Below are 24,354 nucleotides of genomic sequence, written 5' to 3'. Positions count from 1 at the left end.
GGCGAGGGGTAAAGTTGTACACCCCGCCGCTTTCCCAACCCAGTTAACCATGCAAATACCCCTCCACTGTAAGGGGATGGCATGCTCGACGATCAGATGACACCGGCGGCGGCGCCGAGACTCGTCCGCAGCCTCGGCGTCATGGGCGTCCTCTTCCTCACCCTCTCGGTCGCGACCCCGGCCTCGTCGGTGTTCGTCATCGTCCCCGGCATGCTCCAGGTCGCGGGCACCGGCGCGGTGTGGGCGACGCTGATCGCCGGACTCGTCTGCGTCGCCACCGCGTTCGTCTATGCCGAACTCTCGTCCGCTTGGCCGGTCGCCGGCGGCGAGTATGTCGCGGTCGCGCATACCCTCGGGCCGATGGCGGGGTTCGTCATGCTCGGCGTCAACGTCTTCAACAACCTGCTCTTCCCGCCGGTCGCTGGGCTCGGCGTCAGCGCGGTGCTCGGCACGCTCGTTCCCGGCCTGCCGCAGATTCCCGTCGCGATCGCCGTAGTCGCCGGATCGACGCTGGTCGCGATCCTCCAGATCAAGGTGAACGCCTGGCTCACCGGGCTCTTCCTGCTGGTCGAGATGCTGGCGATCCTCGCGGTCGTCTGGCTCGGATTTGCCGACGCCGTGCGCCCGTTCGGCGACCTGCTCCTCCACTCGGTGATGCCGCAAGGTGCTGCCCTAGTTCCGGCGTCCGCCGCGTCGATCGGCCTCGCCACCTCGATCGCGATCTTCGCGCTCAATGGCTATGGCGCCGCGGTGTATTTCGGCGAGGAGATGCTCGACGCGCCGCGGTTGATCGCCCGCGCGATCATGGCGTCCCTCGCGCTGACGCTGCTGTTCGAGGGCATCCCGATCGTCGCTGTCCTCGTCGGCGCACCCGACCTCCACGCCACGCTCACCGCGAGCGATCCTTTCGGCCTCCTCGTCGCCCTCCGGAGCGGCTCGGCAATGGCCAACTGGATTTCGGTCGGCGTGGTTGTCGCGATCGTCAACGCGGTGATTGCCTGCATCCTCGCCTGCGCGCGGTTCTTCTACGGCACCGCGCGTGACGGCTCATGGGGCCGCCCGCTCGATCAGTGGATGGCGCACGTCCACCCGAAGTTCGGCTCGCCCTGGGTCGGTACGCTGCTCGTCGGCGGGTTCGGGATCGTCGCCTGCTTCCTGCCGCTGCAACTGTTGCTCGTCCTCAGCGGCACCGGCCTCGTCGCGATCTACGCGGGCATCTGCGTCGCGGCGATGGTCGGCAGGCGGACCGGCAAGACCGCCCACGCGCCGTACCAGATGCCGCTCTATCCGCTGGCGCCCCTCGTAACGCTGCTGGCGCTCGGCTATGTCTGCTGGACGAGCTGGTTCGATCTGGAGGAGGGCCGCCCCGGCCTGATCATGACCGCGGCCGAAATCCTGCTCTCGATTGCCTATTATTGGTTCGTCCTGCGTCGTCGAGGGCCTTGGAACGTTCATGTTCCACTAGCGACGGAGAGCAACGCATGACGATCCATCTGGCCGACTACGAAACCGGCGACGAATATGACGGCAAGTACAAGCACGACCTGAAGGAACTCCAGAAGCGTCTCGAGCACATCCAGGTCGCGCACATCGTCGGTGGAACGCGCGCCATCATCATGTTCGAGGGCTGGGACGCGGCGGGGAAGGGCGGCATCATCCAGCGCCTCTCCGCCGAATGGGACCCGCGCAACTACAAGGTCTGGCCGATCGCCGCGCCGACCGCGGACGAGAAGGCGCACCATTTCCTCTGGCGCTTCTGGAACCGCTTGCCCGCCTGCAGCAACATCGCGGTGTTCGATCGCAGCTGGTACGGCCGCGTCCTGGTCGAGCGCGTCGAAGGGTTCGCCAGCGAGACAGAATGGCGCCACGGCTATGACGAGATCAACGCGTTCGAAGCGCAGCAGGTCGAGAGCGGCACCACCCTCGTAAAGCTGTTCATCCACACCACGCAGAAGGAACAGGACCGTCGCCTGAAGGCGCGGCTCGACGATCCGTGGAAGCATTGGAAGACCGGGCTCGACGATTATCACAACCGGTCGAAGCGCGGCGATTATCTGGAGGCGATGGCGGAGATGTTCGCGCGCACCGATACCGCGACCGCGCCGTGGACGGTGATAGACGGCAACGACAAAAAGGCGGCCCGGATCGCAGCGCTGACGCTGATCGCGGACCGCCTCGAAGCCGGGGTGTCGATGGTGCCGCCACCGCTCGACCCGAAGGTCAAGCGCGTGGCGGAGAAGGCGTTAGGCCTTCGCTGAACCGTCAGGCCTTTGCGGACTTGGCCTCTGCTGCCTCGGCCTGGATGAACTCGTCATCCTCGTTGAGCAGCAGCATCTGGCCCTTGTCGATGCCGAAATAGGCACCGCGCAGCGCCAGCGTCCCGGCGGCCTCGGCTTCGGTGACGAACGGGAAGGTGCGCAGGTTGGCGATCGAGGTGCGGACTGACTCGAGTTCCATCTCGCGACCGGCCTCGGCGCCCTCGCCATACTTCGCGATCACCTTCTCGCGCGCGCCATCGAGCAGGCTGACCCAGTCGGAGACGAAGCCGCCCGCGCCGTGCTCGGCATCCGCGAACGCCTGCGTCAGGGCCGCCTTGCAGCCACCGCACTTCTCATGGCCCATCACGACGATCTCTTCGACCTTCAGCTGGGTGACGGCGAACTCGATCGCCGCCGAGACGCCGTGATAACCACCACCGGTTTCGAACGGCGGTACCAGGTTGGCGACGTTACGGACGACGAACACTTCGCCCGGCAGCGTGTCGAAAATCTGCGCGGGTTCGACGCGGCTGTCCGAGCAGGCGATGATCATCACCTTCGGGCTCTGGCCGTCTTTCAGTTCCTTCCAGCGCTCGCGCTGCTCCTCCCAGGGGCCGTCCTTGAAACGGTGATAGCCTTCGATCATTTCCGGAAAGTGAGTTGGCACGGTTAGCCTTTCATGGACGTTTGCACTGCAACATGACAAACTTGTCATGTTGGATCTGGTTCCATCATTTTATCCCGTTTTTCCAGCCGTTCAAACGGGCCGACCTGATCCGCCACCATTGTCTCCAGGGCAGGGCGGGGCTATCTGGCACCTCATGAACGACATGACCCCGATGGCTGCGCCGGTCCGCGCGCGCAAGCCCGACTGGATCCGCGTCAAGGCGCCGACCTCCGCTGGCTTCGCAAAGACCCGCGAGTTGATGCGCTCGAAAAGCCTAACGACCGTGTGCGAAGAGGCGGCGTGCCCCAACATCGGCGAATGCTGGTCGAAGAAGCATGCTACCGTCATGATCCTCGGCGACACCTGCACGCGCGCCTGTGCGTTCTGCAACGTCAAGACCGGCATGCCCCGCGCAGTCGATCGCATGGAGCCGCAGAACGTCGCCGACGCGGCCGCGCAGATGGGGCTCAACCACATCGTCATCACCTCGGTCGATCGCGACGATCTGCCCGATGGTGGCGCGTCGCAGTTCGTGAAGGTTATCCAGGCGATCCGCGCGTCGAACCCGACGACGACGATCGAGATCCTGACGCCCGATTTCCGCAACAAGGCGCAGGCCGCGATCGAGTCAATCGTCGAGGCACGACCCGACGTCTACAACCACAATCTCGAGACCGTGCCGCGGCTCTATCCGACGATCCGCCCGGGTGCGCGCTACTATGCGTCGCTGCGGCTGCTGGAGAGCGTCAAGAAGCATGATCCGTCGATCTTCACCAAATCGGGCGTGATGCTCGGGCTCGGCGAGGAGCGCCTGGAGATCCATCAGGTGATGGATGACATGCGCTGCGCCGACATCGATTTCCTGACGATGGGCCAGTATCTCCAGCCCACACCGCGCCATGCGAAGGTCGCAGAGTTCGTGCCGCCCAAGGCGTTCGACGCCTATGCCTCGATCGCCCGCGCCAAGGGCTTCCTGCTGGTCGCATCGTCGCCGCTCACCCGGTCGAGCTATCACGCCGGCGACGATTTCGAGAAATTGCGCGCGAACCGCGATGCGAAACTGGGCGTCGCGCGCATCTGATGCCGAAGCATTCGGAAACGCGCCATTTGCCCTACACACCTGAGCAGATGTTCGACCTGGTCGCCGATGTCGGACGCTACGCAGAGTTCCTGCCCTGGGTCAGCGCGATGCGTGTGCGGTCGAACAGCGAGACCGAGACGCTCGCCGACATGATCGTCGGCTTCAAGGGCCTGCGCGAGACGTTCACGTCGCGGGTGGAGAAGGTGCGCCCGAGCGAACTCACCGTCGATTACGTCGACGGGCCACTCAAGTACCTGCGCAACGAATGGCATTTCCGGCCCGAACCGCAAGGCTGCGCGGTCGACTTCACCGTCGACTTTGCGTTCAAGAACCGGATGTTCGAGATGATCGCCGGGCAGGTGTTCGGTGCCGCGTTGCGGAAAATGATCGGCGCGTTCGAGACCCGCGCCGCCGAGCTTTACGGGGCTGACGCATCCGGTAGCAAGAGTTCAAGCGCACACAACGCGGCCTGAAGCCGAATCCCGCCGCGGCCGAGATCGCCGAAATCCTTGCGATCGGCATGGACGTCGGACGGATCGCCGCCCTTCTCAGCGCGACCGAACACGACGGTGCCGACCGGCTTCTTGAGCGAACCGCCGCCGGGGCCAGCGACACCGGTAATCGCGACCGCGATGTCCGCGCCAGACTGCTTGAGTGCGGCCTGCGCCATGCTCCACGCCACCGCGATCGAGACCGCGCCGAAAGTCTCCAGCACGTCGGAACTGATCTTCAACACGCCGAGCTTGGCTTCGTTCGAATAGGTGACGAAGCCCACCTCGAACACGTCGGACGATCCAGGAATCTCGGTCAGCGCCGCTGCGACGAGGCCGCCGGTGCAGCTTTCGGCGACCGCGACCCGGCGGCCGATAGCGCGGTTCTGCTCGACGACCTTACGCGCGGCAGCAACCAGTTCGGCGGGAAGGATCGTGTCCATCAACGTGTCTCCACCGGGCACAGCAGCATCGCTACCGCGGCGATATCACCGCCGCGCGGCTTCTGAGATTTCAGGTACCGCAACGTCTCCACGACGATGCCCGCGGTGTTGCGCGGTGGCAAGGGCTGGAGCAGCGTCACCATCCGGTCGATCGTCCCGCAATCGCGCGTCGCGATCCGCCCGACGATCTGCGGCACCAGCAGCGTCGTCAGCAACGGCCGCGCAAACTCCGAATCTAGCATCGCGTCGACCGCAGGATCGCTCAGCTTGACGATCGCCGCGCGCGCGGATGGCCAGGCCCGGTCGGACTCGATCTGATACCGGTCGATCAGCGCACTCGACTGCGACCGGATGAGACTGGCGGCGGGAAGCTGCGCCGCACACACGCGGCCGGTTTCGCGCAGTATGTCAGGCATCGCGACGAGCGTCAGCGACTCTGCCTCGGGTCCAGTGATGCAGCGGGGTTGCGCGACCGCCGGGCTGGCGAGGAGCGCGACGGAGGCAAGTGCAGCGCCGATTCTCATGCGGGCCTTCATGCCGGCATTCCGGGAACGCGGACGGTCGCAACAGCCTGCGCCGCGATCCCTTCGCCGCGACCGGTGAAACCGAGCCGCTCCGTCGTCGTTGCCTTGACGCTGACCCGGTCGATCGTGAGGCCAAGCAGGTCGGCGATCCGCGCAGTCATCGCCGCGCGGTGCGGCCCGATTTTCGGCGCTTCACACATCAGCGTCAGGTCGACGAAATCGATCCGGCCGCGCTTGTCCGCGATCAGCTTGGCGGCGTGCTGGAGGAACTGCGCGGAGTCGGCGCCCTTCCACTGCGGGTCGCTCGGCGGAAAATGCGTACCGATATCGCCCGCCGCGATCGTCCCAAGCAGCGCGTCGGTCAGCGCGTGGAGCGCGACGTCGGCGTCGCTATGCCCCGACAGCCCCTTGTCGTGCGGGATCTGGACGCCGCCGAGCCAAAGCTCCTCGCCGACTTCGAGCCGGTGGACGTCGAAACCCATCGCGGTGCGGGTTTCGTAGGCGACGCGCGCTTCGGCGGCCGCGAAATCTTCGGGGTGGGTGACTTTCTCGAGCATCGCCGAGCCCTGCACCAACGCGACGCCGACGCCAAGCCGCCGCACCATCTGCGCGTCGTCGGTGGCGTCCTCGTCAGCGGGCCAGACGGCGTGCGCGGCGCGTAACGCTTCAACGGAAAACGCCTGCGGAGTCTGCACTCGGTTGAGGTCCGCGCGAGGCACGATGTCGCCTAGCAGGACCGTGCCACGGGCAAGCGTATCGGCCACCGGAAGGACGGGGATAACTGCGTCCCGGGTCTTCAAGGCCGAGACGAGCGAATCGATGACGGCGGCAGAAAGAAAGGGGCGGGCCGCGTCGTGGATCAGCACGTGCGTCGCATCGGCGACCGCTGTGAGTCCGTTCGCGACCGACTCGCGGCGCGTCGTTCCACCGATCACGGTTCTCACGCCGCGGTCGAGCGATTCGGTGGCAAGGGCTTGCTGCCCTTCACCGATAATGACGATCGTCTCGGCAATCGAAGGATGCGCGGCGAACGCATCGTAGGAATAGGCGACCATCGGACGCCCGGCGATCAGCGCGAACTGCTTGGGAACCGCTCCCCCGGCGCGCACGCCGGTTCCGGCGGCGACGATGATCGCGACGATACGCTGGGTCTGTGTCATCCTCGCGACCTAGCGGTTCGTCCCGATGCTCGCCAGTCTTGCGAAAAACCACCGGACGCGGTAGGGCGATGCCTCTTTTTCAGGCACATTCATGCGTAACTTGAACCCCATCCAGATCGGTCCCGTCCGGATCGAAAGCCCCGTCGTGCTCGCGCCGATGACCGGCGTCACCGACATGCCGTTCCGCACGCTCGTGCGACGCTATGGTTCGGGCCTCAACGTCACCGAGATGGTGGCGAGCCAGGCGGCGATCCGCGAGACGCGCCAGTCGTTGCAGAAGGCAGCGTGGGATCGGCTCGAGGAGCCGGTGTCGATGCAGCTGATCGGCTGCACTCCCTACGAGATGGGCGAGGCCGCGAAGCTCAGCCAGGATCGCGGCGCCGCGATCATCGATATCAACATGGGCTGCCCGGTGCGCAAAGTCGTCAACGGCGACGCGGGCTCGGCGCTGATGCGCGACACCAAGCTCGCCAGCGCGATCATCGAGGCCACGGTCAAGGCGGTCAACGTGCCCGTGACGCTGAAAATGCGGATGGGCTGGTGCCACGACAGCCTCAACGCCCCCGATCTAGCCCGCATTGCCGAGGACCTCGGCATCAAGCTGATCACCGTCCACGGCCGCACGCGCAATCAGATGTACAAGGGCAACGCCGACTGGGGCTTCGTCCGGAAGGTCAAGGACGCGGTAAGCGTGCCAGTGATCGTCAATGGCGACATCTGCACCATCGAGGACGCCGAGGCGGCGATGGACCAGTCCGGCGCCGACGGCCTGATGATCGGTCGCGGCAGCTATGGCCGTCCGTGGGTGCTCGGCCAGGTGATGGAATGGTTCGCCACCGGCCGGCGCATCGAGGACCCGTCGATCACCGAACAATATGACGCGATCGCAGGCCACTACGAAGCGATGCTCGAACATTACGGGATCGAGACCGGCGTCAACATGGCGCGGAAACATATCGGCTGGTACACCAAGGGGCTGCCCGGTTCGGCCGAGTTCCGCAACAAGGTGAACCAGATCCCTGATCCCAAGCAGGTCAAGGCGATGCTGGCCGAGTTCTACGCTCCCTGGCGCGATCTTGCAGCAGCCTGACACGCATTCGCGCGCGCGACCGGGCTTCGCGGACCTGTTCGCCGCGCTGCCGGTCGCGGTCGTCGTCGTCGATCCCGACCACCGTGTCGCGCACGCCAATGCGCTGGCCGAACAACTGCTCAACTTCTCCGAGCGGCTGATGATCGGCCAGCCGTTGGACGCGATCATCCCGCCGCCCGACGATCCGCGCAACCGCGATGGCCACGGACTGGCGGTCTACGACACCGAGATAGCGACCGCGCGCGGCGTGAAGATCCGCGTCGATTTCGCCGAGACGCAGATCGCCGACTATCCCGGCTGGCGCGCCATCACGCTCCATTCCGCCGCAACCTCAAGGCGCCTCGGCCATTCCGCCGACCGCGCGGCCGGCGCGCGCGCAGCGGTCGGCGCAGCGGCGATGCTCGCGCACGAGATCAAGAACCCGCTGTCGGGCATCCGCGGTGCGGCGCAATTGCTCGGCGCAGGCGAACTCACCACGCTCATCGTTACCGAAGTCGACCGCATCGCGGCGCTGATCGATCGGATGCAGGATTTTAGCGATACCCGGCCGCTGCCGCTCGCCAGCGAGAACATCTACCCGCTGCTCGGCCATGCCCGCCGCCTCGCACTGGCCGGCTTCGCCCGCGGTATCGCGATCGAGGAACGCTTCGACCCATCGCTTCCTCCCGCGCAGATCAACCGAGACGCGCTGCTCCAGATCATCATAAATCTTCTCAAGAACGCCCGCGAAGCCGTTCGAAACGAACGCGAACCCCGCATCGTGATGACCACCGCCTACCGGCACGGCATCACCGTCAGTTCGGCGCCGGGCAAGCCACGCCTGCCGCTGCCGATCGAGATCTGCGTGTTCGACAATGGCCCGGGCGCGCCCGTCGACATCGCCGATCATCTCTTCGATCCGTTCGTGTCCGGCCGGCGCGAAGGGCAGGGGCTCGGCCTCGCGCTCGTCGACAAGCTGACGCGCGACATGGGCGGGATCGTCCAATACGCCCGGGAGGGTGCGCCCGAGATGACCGTCCTTCGCCTGCTGCTGCCGAGAGCCGCGTCATGAGAGTCCCGACATGAGCAACGTTCTGGTCGTCGACGACGACGCCGCGATCCGGACCGTCGTCGCGCAGGCGTTGCGCCGGGCCGGGCACGACGTGACGGTTGCAGACAGCCTCGCGCAGCTCGAACGCGCGCTTGCCGTCGCCTTGCCCGACGTGATCGTGACTGACGTGATCCTGCCGGATGGCGATGGCATCGATCATGTTCGCAGCGTCGCCGCGCGCTTTCCGCTGCTCCCGATCATCGTCCTCTCCGCGCAGAACACCCTGACCACCGCAGTCCGCGCGGCCGAGGTCGGCGCATACGAATACCTCCCCAAGCCGTTCGATCTCGACGTGCTGACGCGCGCTGTGACGGGGGCGCTCGCGCGCGGCGGGATGGTATCCGACGACGATCTGCGTGAAGAGGACCGCGCGCTTCCGCTGATCGGACGGTCCGCGGCGATGCAGGACGTGTACCGGGTCATCGCGCGTGTCGTCTCGAACGACCTGACGGTGCTGATCTCCGGCGAATCCGGCACCGGCAAGGAGCTGGTCGCGCGCGCCATCCACGATCTGGGTCCGCGCAGCACCGCGCCGTTCGTGGCGATCAACATGGCGGCAATCCCGCGCGAACTGATCGAGGCCGAGCTGTTCGGCCACGAGCGCGGTGCCTTTACGGGCGCGGCGACGCGCAACGCCGGGCGATTCGAGCAGGCATCCGGCGGCACCTTGTTCCTCGACGAGATCGGCGACATGCCGATGGAGGCGCAGACCCGGTTGCTGCGCGTGCTCCAGTCGGGCGAGTTCACCAGCGTCGGCGGGGCCCGGACGATCCGTGTCGACGTCCGCATCGTCGCGGCGACCAATCGCGATCTCTCGGCCCAGGTCGCGACCGGGCAGTTCCGCGAAGACCTGTTCTACCGCCTTAACGTCGTGCCGATCGCGCTGCCGGCCTTGCGCGAGCGCCGCCAGGACATTGCCCTGCTCGCCCGCCATTTCCTCGACCACGCCGCGGTCCAGGGGTTGCCGCGCCGCCAGTTGGCGAGCGATGCGCTGACCCAGCTCGGCACGCATGACTGGCCCGGCAACGTCCGCGAGCTCGAGAATTTGATGCGCCGCCTCGCGGTCCTGTCGCGCGACGAGGTGATCGGGGCGGATGCGATCCGCGCGATGATCGGCACGCAGGCGATCGTCGGCGAACCCGCCGATCTCGATATCGGCCAGGCGGTACGCGCGATGATCGAGCGGATCGCCCGCGAGAATCCTGCCGCACTCGATGACGGCAGCCTGTACGACCGGGTGATCGGCGAGGTTGAGCGCCCCCTGATCGAAGCCATGCTCGCGCGCCACGGCCAGAACCAGCTCCGCGCCGCACGGGCGATGGGGATCAATCGCAACACGTTGCGCAAGCGTCTCGACACGCTTGGCATCGATGTCGGCGACGCGCAGCGCCCGAACGATCAGCGGCGACTCTGAATCTCGCATTATGTGGTTTCCCGGCAACGGTTGACGTTGTATCGGGGCAACGATGATCGCTTCCGCGACGCTACCGATGGATGATGACGGGCCTGCACACCGGTTCGCAGTGACGCCTGCGGTAGAGGCGCTCGTGCTGGCGACGGCGATCGCGGTCGGCGTGACGAGCTACTTCGTTATCGACGGCAGCGATGCCCCCCAGCGCCTGATCCCGCCGCCGCTGGTCGCACTGCTGCTGGTCGCCAACCTCGTACCCGGCATAGCGTTGCTGATGCTGCTCGGGCGTCGCGTGGCGATGCGCCGCGCCGCACGATCGCCGGTCGGTGGTGGTGGCCGACTGCATGTCCGGCTCGTCGCGCTGTTTTCGGTCGTCGCCGCGGTGCCGATGCTGCTGGTGACGATCTTTGCCTCGCTGCTGTTCCAGTACGGCGTCCAGTTCTGGTATTCGGACCAGGCCCGCGGGATGCTCGAAAACGCCACCGCGCTCGCGCAATCGTCCTACGCGCGCCAGCTCAGCCGGTGGGAGGAGGCGACCGTCACGATGGCCGCAGACATGTCGGGCTATCTCGAGGCCAAGTCGCTCCAGAGCCCCGATTTCTCCGGCTATTTCCTCCAGCAGGTCTATTACCGCAGCCTGTCCGAGGCCGCGCTGTTCAAGGTCACGCCGCAGAATGAGATCCAGACCTTCGCCGTGGTCGATCCCTACAAGATCGATTTCGCGCGCCAGGTGACGCCCCAGTCGATCGCCCAGTTGCGCGGCGGCAAGTCGGCGGTCGTCGCGGTCACCGGCGACCGCATTCAGACCATCACGTTGCTGCCGGGCTCCGACGAGCTGTTTCTCTATGCCGGACGCGTCGAGGATACCAAGCTGCTCTCAGGCCAGACGATCCGCGCGAACGAGGTGCTGACGAGCTATCGCTCACTCCTCGCGCGGTCGCGGAGCCTGCAGCTGCGGTTCAACGCGGCGTTGCTCGTGATCTCGCTGCTGATCGTCGGTATCGCGGTCTGGATCGCGCTTGCGGTGGCCGATCGCCTCGTCCGTCCCGTCGGGGAGCTTGTCGATGCAGCGCGTCGCGTCGCGGCCGGCGACCTGACCGCACGCGTTCCCGATCCGCGCAGCCGCGACGAGGTCGGCACGCTGGCGAATGCGTTCAACCAGATGACCGACCGCCTCGAGGAGCAGAATACCGAGCTCGTCACGGCGAACGGCCAGCTCGAAAACCGTCGTGCGCTGATCGAGGCGGTGATGGCTGGCGTATCGGCGGGCGTCGTCGCGACCGGCCGCGAGCGCACGATCACGATCGCCAACGATTCCGCGACCGCCTTGCTGGGCACCGGTGCGGGCGGGCTCGTCGGGCGCCGCCTAGTCGATGTCGCCCCCGAACTCGACGAGATGCTCGACGGTGGCGACCGCGAGGCGATCGTCGAGGTCGGGCAGGGGGGCGAGGTCCGCACGCTTGCGGTGCGCATCGCGCGCCCGGCGACCGGCCCGATCCTTACCTTTGACGACATCACGCAGCAACTGCTCGATCAGCGCCGCGCGGCATGGTCCGACGTCGCCCGGCGGATCGCGCACGAGATCAAGAACCCGCTGACCCCGATCCAGCTCGCGGCGGAGCGGTTGCAGCGCCGCTACGGTGGCAAGATCGAGGCGCAGGACGGCACCTTCTCGCGGCTGACCGACACGATCATCCGCCAGGTCGGCGATCTGCGCCGCATGGTCGACGAATTCTCGTCGTTCGCGCGCATGCCCAAACCCGTGTTCCGCGAGGAATCGCTGGTCGATGCCGCCCGCCAAGCGCTGTTCCTGCACGAAGTCGCGCATCCCGGTATCAGCTTCACGCTGGTCAACGACGATCCCGGGTTGGCCCTCGTCTGCGACCGACGCCAGATCGGCCAGGCGCTCACGAACATCGTGAAGAACGCGGTCGAGGCCATTGAAACACGGGGCGAACTCGGTGGGTCCGTGACGATGACCCTGACCCAGGACGAGGGCCGAACAGTCGGAATCGCCGTCGCCGATACCGGGATCGGCCTCCCCGCCGATCGCGACCGGATCGTCGAGCCCTATGTGACGACGCGTGCCCGCGGCACCGGTCTCGGGCTTGCCATCGTCAAGAAGATCATCGAGGAGCATTGCGGAACGATCGGGTTTTCCGATCGACCGGGTGGCGGCACGGTCGTCACCATGATCTTCGACGCCAAGGCGCTGGCTGCGCTCGACCAAGGGGCATCCGCACCCGAGTTGGCAGGGGAGGGCCAACTCGCCATGATGACTCGTAACCGGACATGATTTGATGGCGCTCGATATTCTCGTCGTAGACGACGAACGTGACATTCGCGAACTGGTGGCCGGCGTTCTGGAGGACGAAGGCTATGACACGCGCGACGCTGGCGACAGCGATACCGCGCTGGAGGCGATCGCGGCACGACGCCCGTCGCTGGTCCTGCTCGACGTCTGGCTCCAGGGCTCGCGGCTCGACGGGCTCGAGCTGCTCGACGAGATCAAGCGGCGCGATCCGTCGATCCCGGTGCTGGTGATCTCGGGCCACGGCAATCTCGACACGGCGGTCGCGGCGATCCGGCGCGGCGCGTCCGATTTCATCGAGAAGCCGTTCGAGGCCGAGCGCCTGCTGCTGATGGTCGCGCGGGCCACCGAGACCGAACGTCTCCGTCGCGAAGTCGCGTCGCTCCGCGCGACCGTCGGCCGGGAAACTGATCTCACCGGCAGTTCGGGCTCGATCAACGGTGTTCGCGCGACCTTGAAGCGGGTTGCGGCCACCGGCAGCCGCGTGCTGATCATGGGCGCGGCGGGCGTCGGCAAGGAAGTCGCCGCGCGCCTGCTCCACGGCTGGAGCCTGCGCACCGACGCGCCGTTCATCGTCGTCAGCGCCGCCCGGATGACTCCGGAGCGCGTCGACGAGGAGTTGTTCGGTGTCGAGGAGGCGGGTGATCTCGTCCGTCCCGGCCTGTTCGAGCAGGCGCATGGCGGCACGCTGTTCCTCGACGAGATCGCGGACATGCCGATCACCACGCAGGCGCGGATTCTGCGCGCGCTGACCGACCAGAGCTTCACGCGCGTCGGTGGTACCCGGGTGGTCAAGGTCGACGTTCGCGTCGTCTCGGCCACCGCGCGCGACCTCGTCTTCGCGATTGCCGAGGGACGGTTCCGCGAGGACCTCTATTACCGGCTGAACGTCGTTCCGGTGATGATCCCGCCGCTGTCCGACAGGCGTGAGGACATCCCCGCGCTGGTCCAGCATTTCATCGCGCACTACGCTTCCGAACGCCGCGTGCCGACGCCGGAAATCGCGCCGGATGCGATGGTTGCGCTGCAATCCTACGACTGGCCGGGCAATGTCCGCCAGCTTCGCAACGTCGTCGAGCGGACCATCATCCTCGCCCCCGGGGATCGTATTGGCCGGATCGACCTCGATCTGCTGCCCGCCGAAGTGTTGGGCGACCAAGGCGACATGGGGTCGGCCGGCAGCACCGCGATCATGGGATCGCCGCTCCGCGAGGCGCGCGAGACGTTCGAGCGGGAATATCTCCGCGTCCAGATCCGGCGTTTCTCGGGCAACATCTCGCGCACGGCGAGCTTCATCGGCATGGAGCGCTCTGCGCTGCACCGGAAATTGAAGCTGCTGGGCATCACCGAAACACGCGACGAATAAATCGCCGCATTTTCGCCGCCCTCTGGAACTAGGAGGGTGTCGATCATAGATCAGTACCTGTGCCCGGTAACCGGGTGCATCTCCGACGCTGGGAAACAGCGCCTTGCGGGCAAAGTCCCGCCAAAAACAAAGGGTTATCCCATTGGCCGAAAAACCAGGCTCGCTTCAGGATCTGTTTCTGAATGCACTACGGCGCTCCAAGACGCCGGTCACGATGTTCCTCGTCAAGGGCGTGAAGCTCCAGGGCATCGTCACATGGTTCGATAATTTCTCCGTCCTTCTGCGCCGCGATGGCCAGTCGCAGCTGATCTACAAGCATGCAATCTCGACGATCATGCCCGCAGGCCCGATGGACGTCTCCGCTATCGTCGAGGCGGTGGGAGAAAACCAGAAGAAGCATCCGTTGTTGCAGGAAATCTTCCTCAATGCGGTGCGCAAATCCGAAGACAGCGTGACGATGTTCCTGATCAACGGCGTCATGCTGCAGGGCCAGATCGCAGGCTTCGACCTGTTCTGCATGCTGCTCCAGCGCGAAGGCATGGCGCAGCTTGTCTACAAGCATGCCGTCTCGACGATCCAGCCGGCACGCCCGCTGAACCTCGCCGAAGAGCCCACCGACACCGATGAAACGGACGATGACGATTGAGTAGTGGTTTCGAACGCGATCGGGACGAGTTCACGCGCGGTATGCGCGCGATCGTCGTCCTTCCCGATCAGGGCGACGCCACGCGCGACGTCGATGCCCGCCTCGAGGAGACCGCCGGTCTCGCCGCGGCGATCGGCGTCGAAGTCGTCGAGCGGATCGCCTACCGCGTGCGCCAGGCCAAGCCTGCCACGCTGATCGGCAGCGGGCAGGTCGAATTGCTTGCGACGCAGGTCCGCATGGAAGAGGCGGGACTGGTCGTATTCGACGCCAGCCTCAGCCCGATCCAGCAGCGCAATCTGGAAAAGGCGCTCGAAACCAAGGTTATCGATCGCACCGGCCTGATCCTCGAGATCTTCGGCGAACGCGCCGCGACCGCCGAGGGACGCCTGCAGGTCGAACTCGCGCATCTCGATTACCAGGCCGGTCGGCTCGTGCGGAGCTGGACGCATCTCGAACGCCAGCGTGGCGGCTTCGGCTTTCTCGGTGGTCCGGGCGAGACGCAGATCGAGGCGGATCGTCGCCTGATTCGCGACCGGATGGCGCGGCTGAAGCGCGAGCTCGAACAGGTCAGTCGTACGCGGGGCCTCCACCGCGAACGTCGCCAGCGTGCGCCGTGGCCTATCATTGCCCTCGTCGGCTATACCAATGCGGGAAAGTCGACGCTGTTCAACCGGTTGACCGGCGCCGACGTCATGGCGGAGGACCTGCTGTTCGCCACGCTCGACCCCACGCTGCGGCAGATCCAGCTGCCCGGCATCGACAAGGCGATCCTCTCCGATACGGTCGGCTTCGTCTCGGACCTGCCGACGCAGCTGGTCGCGGCGTTCAAGGCGACGCTCGAGGAGGTGGTGTCCGCCGATCTGCTCGTGCACATTCGTGACATCGCGCATCCCGATACCGAGGCGCAGCGCGCCGACGTCGAGACGGTCCTGGCCGAGATCGGCGTCGACGAGAATACGCCGCGCTTCGAAGTCTGGAACAAGCTCGATCTGCTCGATCCCGACACGCATGACGAGATCGCCGGGCAGGCGGCGCACCGCGATGATGTCGTGGCGATTTCGGCGCTGAGCGGGGAAGGGGTGCAACACCTGATCGAACAGGTTGCCGCCAAGCTGACCGACGCGCATCGCCGCTACAGCATCACGATCGAGGCCAGCGACGGGGCGGGGGCCGCATGGCTCCATGCGCATGGCGAGGTCCTCGGCAGCGCGATCGACGATCTGGAAACGACCTACGATGTGCGTCTGTCCGAGGCCGATTACGACCGGTTCATCCGCCGCGACGCTTGACCGCCTGCCATAAGGCTTCCTTCTGATCGAGCGACATGTCGGCAAACGCATCGCCGGCATCGGCCTCGATCGCCCGGAAGCGCGCCTCGAACTTCGCGTTGCCTGCCCGGAGCGCGGCTTCGGGATCGATCCCCAGATGCCGCGCCCAGTTCGTCACCGCAAACAACAGGTCGCCGATCTCCTCGGCGACATGATCCACATCCGCCGTGCGGACCTCGTCGATTTCCTCGATCACCTTGGCGAGCGGTCCGGTTGCGTCGGGCCAGTCGAATCCGACGCGCGCAGCGCGCTTCTGCAGCTTGTCCGCACGCGACAGCGCGGGCAGTCCGATCGCCACGCCGGCGAGTGCGCTGCTGTCAGGCTTGGCAGCGCGTTCGGTTGCCTTGATCGTTTCCCAGCCAGGCGATGTTTCGGCGTCGCCGAAGATGTGCGGATGGCGACGCTCCATCTTGTCGCTGATCGCCGCGACGACGTCGGACAGCGCGAACGCGCCGGCCTCTTCGGCAATGCGACTGTGGAAGACGACCTGGAGCAGCAGGTCGCCCAGTTCGTCCTTGAGATCGGCGACATCGTTGCGCGCGATCGCATCGGCGACCTCATACGCTTCCTCGATCGTATAGGGCGCGATCGAGGCCCAAGTCTGCACACGATCCCAGTCGCAGCCGTCGACCGGATCGCGCAACCGCGACATGATGGAAACGAGGCGTTCGATCATAAGGGGGCGATCATCGGTAGGTCCTCGAATACGATTGCAAGATCCTGTCACACGCAAGATCGATAATAAACATTATGTAAAACCTAGATCTGTTTGGGGGTGAGAACGAGCGTCCCGTTCTCGACCCGCCACGATTCCAGACGCGATAGGAAGTTCATCCCGATCACGTCGGTCTCGCCGAACGACGGCGACGTCACGATGCCCAGGTCGGTCGCGGTGATCGAGCCGATCGTGACACGCTTTGCCGTCGCGGTGCGCGCGGTCACTTGCCCATCGGCGGTGTCGATCACCATCGGGAACGGACTCTCTTCGTCGTCCAGTCCCGCCGCCTTCGCGGTTGCCGTCGACAACGCGGTCGTCGTGGCGCCGCTGTCGATCAGCATGCGCCGCCCGACGCCGTCGATCTCGACATCGGCCCAGAAATGTCCGTCGTCGGCGATATGAATGCGCGTCTCGGTCCCGCTGACCTGCTGGTCGGCAAACAGAGCCGTCAGTCCGGAGAGCCGGTCACGCTGGCTGGCGACCAGCAAACCCACGGAAAAGATCGCGACCCAGGCCAGCGCCATCTTGAGCATCGGCCCGATCGGCTGTCGACGCGCGACCAGCGCGCTGAGCGGCAGGATCAGCATCACCGCATACAGCGCGAACTGGGCTGCGCGATCGCCGCTCATGCGGTCAGGACTAATCCGTCATAGCCAGGCTCGACGCCCGCCGGCAGTTCTCGACATAGCGTCTTATAGTCCATGCTGTGATCCATGTGGATCAACGCGGTCCGACCCGGCCGCAGGCGTTCGACCCAGCCGAGCACGGCAGGAAGCTCCATGTGCGTCGGATGCGGCCGACGGCGCAGTGCGTCGACGACCCAGACGTCGAGCCCCTCATACAGGTTGGCCATATCGTCGGTCATGATATTGAAATCGGTAGCATATCCGATCGACACGCCATCCGCATCGAACCGCAGGCCTGCCGCGTGGATGTTGCCGTGAGGCTGGTCGGTGACGCGAATGTCGATGCCGCCGATGGTCAGGCGGTCCGGCAAGATCTCGGCCGCGATCGTCGGCGGATACCCGGTTCGCCCGTGGAACGCGTAGGTGAACCGCGCGTCGAGCGCGGCGAGCGTCGCCGGGCGTGCATAGCCGCGCACGGGGGTACCGGTTGCGTGGAACAGTTGCCGGAGATCGTCGATGCCGTGGCAATGATCGGCGTGATCGTGCGTCCAGATCACCGCATCGACCCGGTCGATATCCGCCGCCAGCAATTGCTCGCGCATGTCAGGGCTGGTGTCGATCAGGATCCGCGTGCCGGCATGCTCGACCAGTGCGGACGCGCGGGTCCGCCGGTTGCGCGGTTCGGTCGGGTCGCATTCGCCCCAGTCGTTGCCGATCCGCGGCACGCCGGACGACGTTCCGGAGCCCAGGATAGTGATCTTCACGCCCGCGTCTTGCCGAACAGCGTGTGGAAGTTCTCGGCCGTACGCCGCGACAATTCCTCGACATTCTCGCCGCGGAGCTCGGCGAGGAACTGCGCGGTGTCGGCGACGAAGCCGGGTTCGCCGGTCTTGCCGCGATGCGGCACCGGCGCGAGGAATGGCGCATCGGTCTCGATCAGCAGCCGCTCGATCGGAAGTCGCGCGGCGGTCTCCTGAAGGTCACGCGCGTTCTTGAACGTGACGATCCCGGATATGGAAATATAAAGCCCCAAATCCAGCGCCTTGTCGGCGAAAGCTCCACTGGCGGTGAAGCAGTGGATAACGCCTGGATAGGCCCCCTTCCCCATCTCCTCCGCCATGATCGCGGCGGTGTCGTCCTCGGCATCACGCGTATGGACGACGATCGGCAGGCCGGTTTCGCGTGAGGCGGTTATGTGCGCCCGAAAGCTCGCCTGCTGGCGGGCGCGATCGGACGTGTCGCGGAAATAGTCGAGACCGCTCTCGCCGAGGCCGACCACGCGAGGGTGCCGTGCTCGCGCGATCAGCTTGGCGGCATCGACGTCGGGATAGGTATCCGCCTCGTTGGGATGGATACCGATCGTCGCCCACACATCGGGCTCGCGCTCGGCGGTGGCGACGATATCGTCCCACTCGCTCTCGCGCGTCGAGATGTTGAGCATCGCCGTCACCCCCCTCGCCCGTGCCCGCGCGAGCACGGCCTGCTGGTCCTCGACCAAGCCCTTGTAGTTCAGGTGGCAATGGCTGTCGGCGAGCATCAGGCCTCCGCGGGCATTTCGAGACGGGGAAACACGGGCGACGGTGGTGCGATCCGGAAGTCCGAAGCGGCAACGCGGTCGTACCAGCCATCGTCGTCGATCGCGGCATGATCGCGCTCGGTCGCGCCGATCTGGTCGAGGACCTTGCCGGCGGACTCGGGCACGACCGGCAGGATCGCGATGGCGAGCATGCGGATCACACGGACCAGCGTGCGCAGCACCGCGTGCATCCGCTCGGGATCGGTCTTGCGCAGGGCCCAGGGCGCCTGCGCGTCGATATACTGGTTGCATGCGAACACGCCGCGCATCCACGCCTCGATGCCTTGCGACAGTGCCAGATCGGTAAAGCCCGACTTGAGCCCGGCGCATGCCACGACGATCTCCTCGATCAGCATGCCGTCGGCGTCGTCGACCGTACCCGTGCTGGGAAAGACGCCGTCAAGGTTCTTGGCAATGAACGACAAAGTCCGCTGCGCCAGATTGCCGAAGCTGTTCGCCAACTCGGCATTCACGCGCATGACGATCGCCTCGGGCGAGTAGCTGCCGTCCTGGCCGAAGCTCACCTCGCGGAGGAAAAAATAGCGCAGCGCATCGACGCCGAACGCATCTGCCAGCGCCATCGGGTCGACGACGTTGCCGACCGACTTTGACATCTTCTCGCCGCGCGTGAGCAGGAAACCGTGGCCGAACACGCTCTTGGGCAGGGGAATGCCCGCCGACAGCAGGAACGCCGGCCAATACACCGCGTGGAAGCGGACGATATCCTTGCCGATCAGATGGATATCCGCCGGCCAGTATTTCGCCTTGTCCCCGGCCATGTCGGGATAACCGATGCCGGTCAGATAGTTGGTGAGCGCATCGACCCACACGTACATGACGTGCCCGGGGCTGCCGGGTACCGGGACACCCCAGTCGAAGCTGGTCCGCGAGACGGAAAGATCCTTCAGGCCACCCTCGACGAAGCGCATCACCTCGTTGCGGCGGCTTTCGGGGCGGATGAAATCGGGGTTGGCGGCGAAGAGATCGAGCAAGGGCTGCTGATATTTCGACAGCTTGAAGAACCAAGTCTCCTCGGCGGTCCATTCGACCGGCGTGCCCTGCGGCGAACGGCGATCATCGCCCTTCCCGGTTAGTTCGGACTCGTCGTAGAACGCCTCGTCGCGGACCGAGTACCAGCCCTCGTAGCGATCGAGATACAGATCGCCCGCATCCGCCATCGCCTGCCAGATCGCGGCGCTCGCGGCGTAATGATCCTCGTCGACGGTGCGGATGAAGCGGTCATACGAGATGCCAAAACGATCGGCCATCGCATGGAAATACGACGACATTTCATTGGCCAGTTCGCGCACCGGGATATCCCGCTCGCGCGCTGCCTGGACCATCTTGAGGCCGTGTTCGTCGGTCCCGGTCTGGAACAGCACGTCGCGCCCGGCCTGCCGCTGGAAGCGCGCGATCGCATCGGCGGCCACCATTTCGTAGGCATGGCCGATATGCGGACGGCCATTGGGATAGTGGATTGCGGTCGTGATATAGAAAGGATCGGCCATGCCGCGCTCCTAGAGCATCGTCCCGATCAGGTGAAGCCTGTGCGACCTCTTCAATGGCGTAATGTCGCGACGATCCCCGCCATCTCGAACACGGTGGCCTGCGCGTCGAGCGAAAGCCCGATCGCGGCCCCCGCCAGATCGCGCGCCGCTGCGTGCGCGTCCAGCGCGGATCGCAGCGCCGGGCCCGATCGGCTTCGCGCCGCATCGGCGATGAACGCGGGCACGCGGTCGAGAAATGCCTCGTAGCGCGGTTGCGCCGTCTTCAGTCCGAGCGCCTTGGCCAGTTTCAGTCGGCGGCCATTGTCGCGGTCGCCATCCGATGCAATCGCTGCGATGGCGGCGTCGATCGCGGCGATATCGAGCCCGGCATAGCGCAGCGCCCGCCCCGGAGCCCCATCGCTGGCACGCACCAGCGCAGCGACTTCCTGTTCGTCCGCATCGGGCTGAAGCGTCCGGATCGCGCTGGCGACCTCGTCATTGCCCAGCGCCTCGAAGCGGAGAAGCCGGCAACGCGACCGGATCGTCGGCAGCAATCGTCCCGGCGCGTGGCTGACCAGCAGGAAGATCGTTCCCGCAGGCGGCTCCTCCAGATTCTTGAGCAACGCGTTTGCGCCGTTCCGCTCCAGGTCGTCGGCGGCATCGATCAGGACGACACGGCGCGGACTCATCGACGGGGTTGTCGCGAACAGCGGCTGCAAGGTCCGCACCTGCGCGATCGTGATACTGCGCGCGAGATCCTGGTCGGGCTTCTCCGCGTCCTTCGGCAAGCGCGCCAGTACCCGGTAATCGGGGTGCGACCCCGCTTCGATCAGCGAACGCGTCCGGTCGCCTTCGGGCACGTCGAACCCGATCGAAATGCGCTCGGGCGCCACCGCGTCGGCGAGCATGCGCATCGCGGCCGCACGCGCGAACGTCGCCTTGCCGACGCCCTGAGGCCCCGTCAGCAACCAGGCGTGATGCAACGATCCGCCACGCATCGCCGCCTCGAAAGCGGCCTGCGCGGCGGTGTTGCCGATAATCGACGTCATGCCTTCGGCGCGCTCTTCACCCGAAGAACCCGGTGAGACCCGCCCAGGCACGACCGAAGAACCCGGCGACCGCGACATCCTTGTCGGCGACCAGCGGCATCGTCTGCTGGAGTCCGTCCGAGGTGGTCACGACGAGGTCGGCGATATGCTGGCCCGCCTTGATCGGCGCCTTGATCGGACCGTCATAGACCACTTTCGCGGTCAGGTTCGGCGAGGTGCCGGCGGGCAGCGTCACGGTCAGCGCCTTGGGAGCGACGAGGCCGACGCTCGACGAATCGCCGAGCTGGACGGCCGCGGTCTCGATCTTCTTGCCCTTCGCAACGATCGGCTTGGACTGCCACGCGCGAAAGCCCCATTCCATGAACCGCACCGATTCCTCGGCGCGCTGGCCCGAGCTCGTCAGGCCGGCGACGACCATCACCAGGCGGCGGCCATTCTGCACGGCGGATCCGGTGAAGCCATAGCCGGCCTCTTCGGTGTGACCGGTCTTCAGGCCATCCGCGCCCGCGACGCGGCCGAGGATCGGATCGCGGTTCGCCTGGGTGATGGCGCTGCCGCCCATCGTCTTGCCCCACGTGAAATCGCGCTTCGAATAGAATTGCTTGTAGAGATCGGGATAGTTGGTGATCGTCGCCGCGGCGAGCTTGGCGAGATCATGCGCGGTGACATAGGTGACGCCGTTGTCGGGCCAGCCGTTCGCGGTGCCGAAATGACTGTCCTTGAGGCCGAGTTCGGCAGCCTTTCGGTTCATGCGCTCGGTGAACGCCTGCTCCGACCCCGAGATGCCCTCGGCAAGCACGATGCACGCATCGTTACCCGACAGCGTGACGATGCCGTACAGCAGATTGGCGACGCTGACGTTCTCACCCGACGACAGGAACATCGTCGAACCCGCGGAAGGACCATGCCATTTCGCCCAAGTCTCGGGGCGCACCGTCATCATCTGGTCGAGCTTCAGCTCGCCCTTCCGGACCATGTCGAACGCGACATAGACGGTCATCATCTTGGCAAGCGAGGCCGGCGGCATACGACGGTCCGCGTCGCGCGCGAACAGCACCGCGCCGGAGGACAGGTCCTCCATATACGCGATCGGCGCAGCGGTCTGGAATTGCGGCGCGGCGGCGATGGACGGGTGCGCCAGCGCGATGGCGGCGAGCGGTGCGACGATCAGCTTCTTCATGGGGTATTCCGTGAGCAAAAGGGAACTCAATCCGTGGGCAGGACCTGTGCATCTCCATAGCCGCGCTCGGCGACCGCGTCACGTGCGCGTTGCAGGCTGGCGGCATCCGAAAACGGCCCGATGCGGACGCGATAGAGACCACCGCTTTCGATCACCCCGCTTTTGACCAGGGCGCCGCTGAGTCTTTGCGCAAGCGCTGACGCGCGCGGCTGATTCGAGAAGGTCGCGACCTGCAGCACATAGCGACGCCCCGCGACGAAGCGCGGCAACGGCGACCGCGTTGGCAGCGCATGGAACACCGCAGCGCGCGTAAACTCCGGCATCCGCAACGCGGTCGCCTTGCCGGCACGCAGGATCGACGCGTCCTGCACGATCGCGCGGATGCGCACCGCGGCCAGCTGGCGTCGATCGGTACCGAGCAGATGCGCGGCGGCGCGTGACAGGTCGATCATCCGGTCGCGACGTCCCGGCCCGCGATCGTTGATGCGGACCAGGATCGAGCGCCCGGTCTCGACCGACGTCACCTCGACGAACGATCCGAGCGGCAGGGTACGGTGCGCCGCTGTCATCGCCGCGGGATCGAACGCCTCGCCCGATGCGGTGCGGTTGCCGGTCAATTCCTCGCCGTACCAGCTTGCCAGACCCGTGTCCTGATAGCTGCCGTACAGCTCGGCGGGCGGCAAGGTCGCGGCGACACTGCCGGTCGCGCTTCCACCGACGGCAACCGCGACGGCGAGGCAAAGGGCCCTAGCGCTCGACCGCATCGGCCAGCAATCCGACCGACAGCGCGTAGAAGTTCGAGCAGTTGTAATCGAGGATCACACGGTAGTTGCTGGTCAGCAGATAGGCGGTCGCCCCCTGCCCGTCGGGCTCGAGCAACGTCGCCATCACGCTGTCGGCAGGCAGGCTCCGGCCTTGCGGCGTCACGCCCAGCGCGCGCCATTCGGCGATCGTCCGCCAGCCGCTATGCCGTTCGAACACCCGCGGGCAACGTGGCGACACCAGCCGATTGCGCACCTGCGATCGATCGAACCCGGCGGGCACGTTGACCGCCACGCCCCAGGGCTGGCCCGCGCGCCACCCGGCATCGGTGAAATAATTGCCGATCGAGGCGAGCGTGTCGGCCGGGCTGTTCCAGATGTCCGCGCGTCCGTCGCCGTCACCGTCGCGCGCCACGCGCAGATAGATCGACGGCAGGAACTGCGGATTGCCGGTCGCACCTGCCCAGCTGCCCTTGAGCTGCTCGCGCGTCACGCCGCGATCGAGCATCTTCAGTCCGGCGATGAACTCGCCCGCGAACAGCGATCGCCGGCGTCCCTCATAGGCAAGGCTGGCAAGCGACCGCAGCAGGTCGAAGTTACCCGTATAGCTGCCGTAATTCGTCTCATGCCCCCAGATCGCGACCATGATCGATTCGGGTACGCCGGTCTGCTGCTCGATCCGCTGGAGCCGGGAGCGCTGCGCCTGATAGGTCTGGCGACCACGCGCGATCCGGGCCGCATCGACATGCTGCAGGCGATACGGCGCGAAGGCGGGAATGGCGCTGGAGTTGGTCGCGCCCGGCTGCCCTCGATCGAGCTCGATGACCCGCATGTTGAGCGTCAGTCCGGGGAACACGGCATCCGCGGTCCGCGTGCTGACACCCTCCGCAATCGCCTGCTGGCGGAGCGCGCTCATATACGCTTGGAAGCCCGCATCATCCTGCGCCAACGCAGGCCCGCTGCCCGACAGCGCCGCGATGATGCCGATGACGCCGTTGCGCAGCCAGGTCGCGCGCTTCGATACTGTAGATGTCCCACCCATGACGCGGATGTGCCACACCCGCCCCCGGATCGGAACCTCGCATCGTCGT

The 24,354-nt window shown here is 66.1% G+C and carries 24 protein-coding genes; 11 read left to right on the top strand and 13 right to left on the bottom strand.

Going from position 1 to position 24,354, the window contains the following annotated elements; translation table 11 throughout:
• Positions 1–81: 81 nt before the first annotated feature.
• The gene (locus tag VH567_RS10345) at positions 82–1,485 is read left to right on the top strand and encodes an APC family permease (protein ID WP_423325741.1); all 1,404 of its coding nucleotides are present in this window, start codon (positions 82–84) and stop codon (positions 1,483–1,485) included.
• A complete protein-coding gene (locus VH567_RS10340; RefSeq protein ID WP_423325739.1) occupies positions 1,482–2,258 on the top strand; it encodes a polyphosphate kinase 2 family protein in 777 nt (258 codons plus the stop codon). Before VH567_RS10345 ends, VH567_RS10340 begins: the two co-directional genes overlap by 4 nt.
• Before the next feature lie 4 nt (positions 2,259–2,262).
• Here VH567_RS10340 and VH567_RS10335 read toward each other — a convergent pair whose 3' ends face one another.
• Positions 2,263–2,904, bottom strand: coding sequence for a carbonic anhydrase (locus VH567_RS10335; RefSeq protein ID WP_423325896.1), 642 nt, complete (start codon positions 2,902–2,904; stop codon positions 2,263–2,265).
• Positions 2,905–3,079: 175 nt separating this feature from the next.
• On the opposite strand from VH567_RS10335, the gene lipA reads away from it, so the two are divergent.
• A complete protein-coding gene (gene lipA, locus VH567_RS10330) occupies positions 3,080–4,006 on the top strand; it encodes a lipoyl synthase (protein ID WP_423325737.1) in 927 nt (308 codons plus the stop codon).
• Entirely contained in the window at positions 4,006–4,479 is a 474-nt protein-coding gene (locus VH567_RS10325; RefSeq protein WP_055876000.1) for a type II toxin-antitoxin system RatA family toxin, read from the top strand. The genes lipA and VH567_RS10325 overlap by 1 nt, the downstream gene beginning before the upstream one ends.
• On the opposite strand, the gene VH567_RS10320 is transcribed toward VH567_RS10325, so the two are convergent.
• The 3 genes from VH567_RS10320 to VH567_RS10310 are packed head-to-tail and all read right to left on the bottom strand — an operon-like array spanning position 4,425 to position 6,624.
• Positions 4,425–4,940: a CinA family protein gene (locus tag VH567_RS10320; RefSeq protein ID WP_423325735.1), complete on the bottom strand. Its 516-nt coding sequence runs from the start codon at positions 4,938–4,940 to the stop codon at positions 4,425–4,427. The genes VH567_RS10325 and VH567_RS10320 overlap by 55 nt on opposite strands.
• Complete coding sequence (locus VH567_RS10315; protein ID WP_423325733.1) at positions 4,940–5,476, bottom strand: hypothetical protein; 537 nt, start codon at positions 5,474–5,476, stop codon at positions 4,940–4,942. The genes VH567_RS10320 and VH567_RS10315 overlap by 1 nt, the downstream gene beginning before the upstream one ends.
• Positions 5,473–6,624, bottom strand: a complete 1,152-nt coding sequence (locus VH567_RS10310) for a bifunctional 2-C-methyl-D-erythritol 4-phosphate cytidylyltransferase/2-C-methyl-D-erythritol 2,4-cyclodiphosphate synthase (protein ID WP_423325731.1) — start codon at positions 6,622–6,624, stop codon at positions 5,473–5,475. The genes VH567_RS10315 and VH567_RS10310 overlap by 4 nt, the downstream gene beginning before the upstream one ends.
• 91 nt (positions 6,625–6,715) lie before the next feature.
• On the opposite strand from VH567_RS10310, the gene dusB reads away from it, so the two are divergent.
• From dusB to hflX, 7 genes are all read left to right on the top strand, one after another.
• Entirely contained in the window at positions 6,716–7,714 is a 999-nt protein-coding gene (gene dusB, locus VH567_RS10305) for a tRNA dihydrouridine synthase DusB (RefSeq protein WP_423325729.1), read from the top strand.
• Positions 7,701–8,765, top strand: coding sequence for a two-component system sensor histidine kinase NtrB (locus VH567_RS10300; RefSeq protein ID WP_423325727.1), 1,065 nt, complete (start codon positions 7,701–7,703; stop codon positions 8,763–8,765). The genes dusB and VH567_RS10300 overlap by 14 nt, the downstream gene beginning before the upstream one ends.
• A gap of 10 nt (positions 8,766–8,775) precedes the next feature.
• Entirely contained in the window at positions 8,776–10,218 is a 1,443-nt protein-coding gene (ntrC, locus tag VH567_RS10295) for a nitrogen regulation protein NR(I) (protein WP_423325725.1), read from the top strand.
• 52 nt (positions 10,219–10,270) lie between these two features.
• Entirely contained in the window at positions 10,271–12,511 is a 2,241-nt protein-coding gene (locus VH567_RS10290) for a sensor histidine kinase (RefSeq protein WP_423325723.1), read from the top strand.
• A gap of 4 nt (positions 12,512–12,515) precedes the next feature.
• Positions 12,516–13,892, top strand: coding sequence for a sigma-54-dependent transcriptional regulator (locus VH567_RS10285; protein ID WP_423325721.1), 1,377 nt, complete (start codon positions 12,516–12,518; stop codon positions 13,890–13,892).
• A gap of 88 nt (positions 13,893–13,980) precedes the next feature.
• Positions 13,981–14,538 (top strand): RNA chaperone Hfq, encoded by a 558-nt coding sequence (hfq, locus tag VH567_RS10280; RefSeq protein ID WP_423325894.1) that lies wholly within the window; start codon positions 13,981–13,983, stop codon positions 14,536–14,538.
• Positions 14,535–15,827, top strand: coding sequence for a GTPase HflX (gene hflX, locus VH567_RS10275; protein WP_423325719.1), 1,293 nt, complete (start codon positions 14,535–14,537; stop codon positions 15,825–15,827). Before hfq ends, hflX begins: the two co-directional genes overlap by 4 nt.
• On the opposite strand, the gene mazG is transcribed toward hflX, so the two are convergent.
• The 9 genes from mazG to VH567_RS10230 form a co-directional block, all read right to left on the bottom strand.
• On the bottom strand, positions 15,808–16,542 hold the full coding sequence (mazG, locus tag VH567_RS10270; RefSeq protein WP_423325717.1) for a nucleoside triphosphate pyrophosphohydrolase: 735 nt from the start codon (positions 16,540–16,542) through the stop codon (positions 15,808–15,810). The two genes, hflX and mazG, sit on opposite strands and share 20 nt — an antisense overlap.
• An 83-nt stretch (positions 16,543–16,625) precedes the next feature.
• On the bottom strand, positions 16,626–17,213 hold the full coding sequence (locus VH567_RS10265; protein ID WP_423325715.1) for a retropepsin-like aspartic protease family protein: 588 nt from the start codon (positions 17,211–17,213) through the stop codon (positions 16,626–16,628).
• Positions 17,210–17,974, bottom strand: coding sequence for an MBL fold metallo-hydrolase (locus VH567_RS10260; RefSeq protein WP_423325713.1), 765 nt, complete (start codon positions 17,972–17,974; stop codon positions 17,210–17,212). Before VH567_RS10260 ends, VH567_RS10265 begins: the two co-directional genes overlap by 4 nt.
• Positions 17,971–18,747 carry a TatD family hydrolase gene (locus tag VH567_RS10255; protein WP_423325711.1) on the bottom strand — a complete coding sequence of 259 codons (777 nt, stop codon included), beginning with the start codon at positions 18,745–18,747 and terminating at the stop codon, positions 17,971–17,973. Before VH567_RS10255 ends, VH567_RS10260 begins: the two co-directional genes overlap by 4 nt.
• A complete protein-coding gene (gene metG / locus VH567_RS10250; RefSeq protein WP_423325709.1) occupies positions 18,747–20,294 on the bottom strand; it encodes a methionine--tRNA ligase in 1,548 nt (515 codons plus the stop codon). Before metG ends, VH567_RS10255 begins: the two co-directional genes overlap by 1 nt.
• 50 nt (positions 20,295–20,344) lie before the next feature.
• Positions 20,345–21,322, bottom strand: a complete 978-nt coding sequence (locus tag VH567_RS10245) for an AAA family ATPase (protein WP_423325707.1) — start codon at positions 21,320–21,322, stop codon at positions 20,345–20,347.
• Positions 21,323–21,338: 16 nt separating this feature from the next.
• Entirely contained in the window at positions 21,339–22,502 is a 1,164-nt protein-coding gene (locus tag VH567_RS10240) for a D-alanyl-D-alanine carboxypeptidase family protein (RefSeq protein ID WP_423325705.1), read from the bottom strand.
• Positions 22,503–22,528: 26 nt separating this feature from the next.
• Positions 22,529–23,266 (bottom strand): septal ring lytic transglycosylase RlpA family protein, encoded by a 738-nt coding sequence (locus tag VH567_RS10235; RefSeq protein ID WP_423325703.1) that lies wholly within the window; start codon positions 23,264–23,266, stop codon positions 22,529–22,531.
• Complete coding sequence (locus tag VH567_RS10230) at positions 23,250–24,179, bottom strand: lytic murein transglycosylase (RefSeq protein ID WP_423325892.1); 930 nt, start codon at positions 24,177–24,179, stop codon at positions 23,250–23,252. Before VH567_RS10230 ends, VH567_RS10235 begins: the two co-directional genes overlap by 17 nt.
• Positions 24,180–24,354 lie beyond the last annotated feature (175 nt).

Source organism: Sphingomonas sp. 4RDLI-65 (genome assembly GCF_049472435.1).
In the GTDB taxonomy this organism is placed as follows: domain Bacteria; phylum Pseudomonadota; class Alphaproteobacteria; order Sphingomonadales; family Sphingomonadaceae; genus Sphingomonas.
Note: the sequence above shows the minus strand (reverse complement) of the source record. Positions and strands in the feature narration are given on the sequence as shown.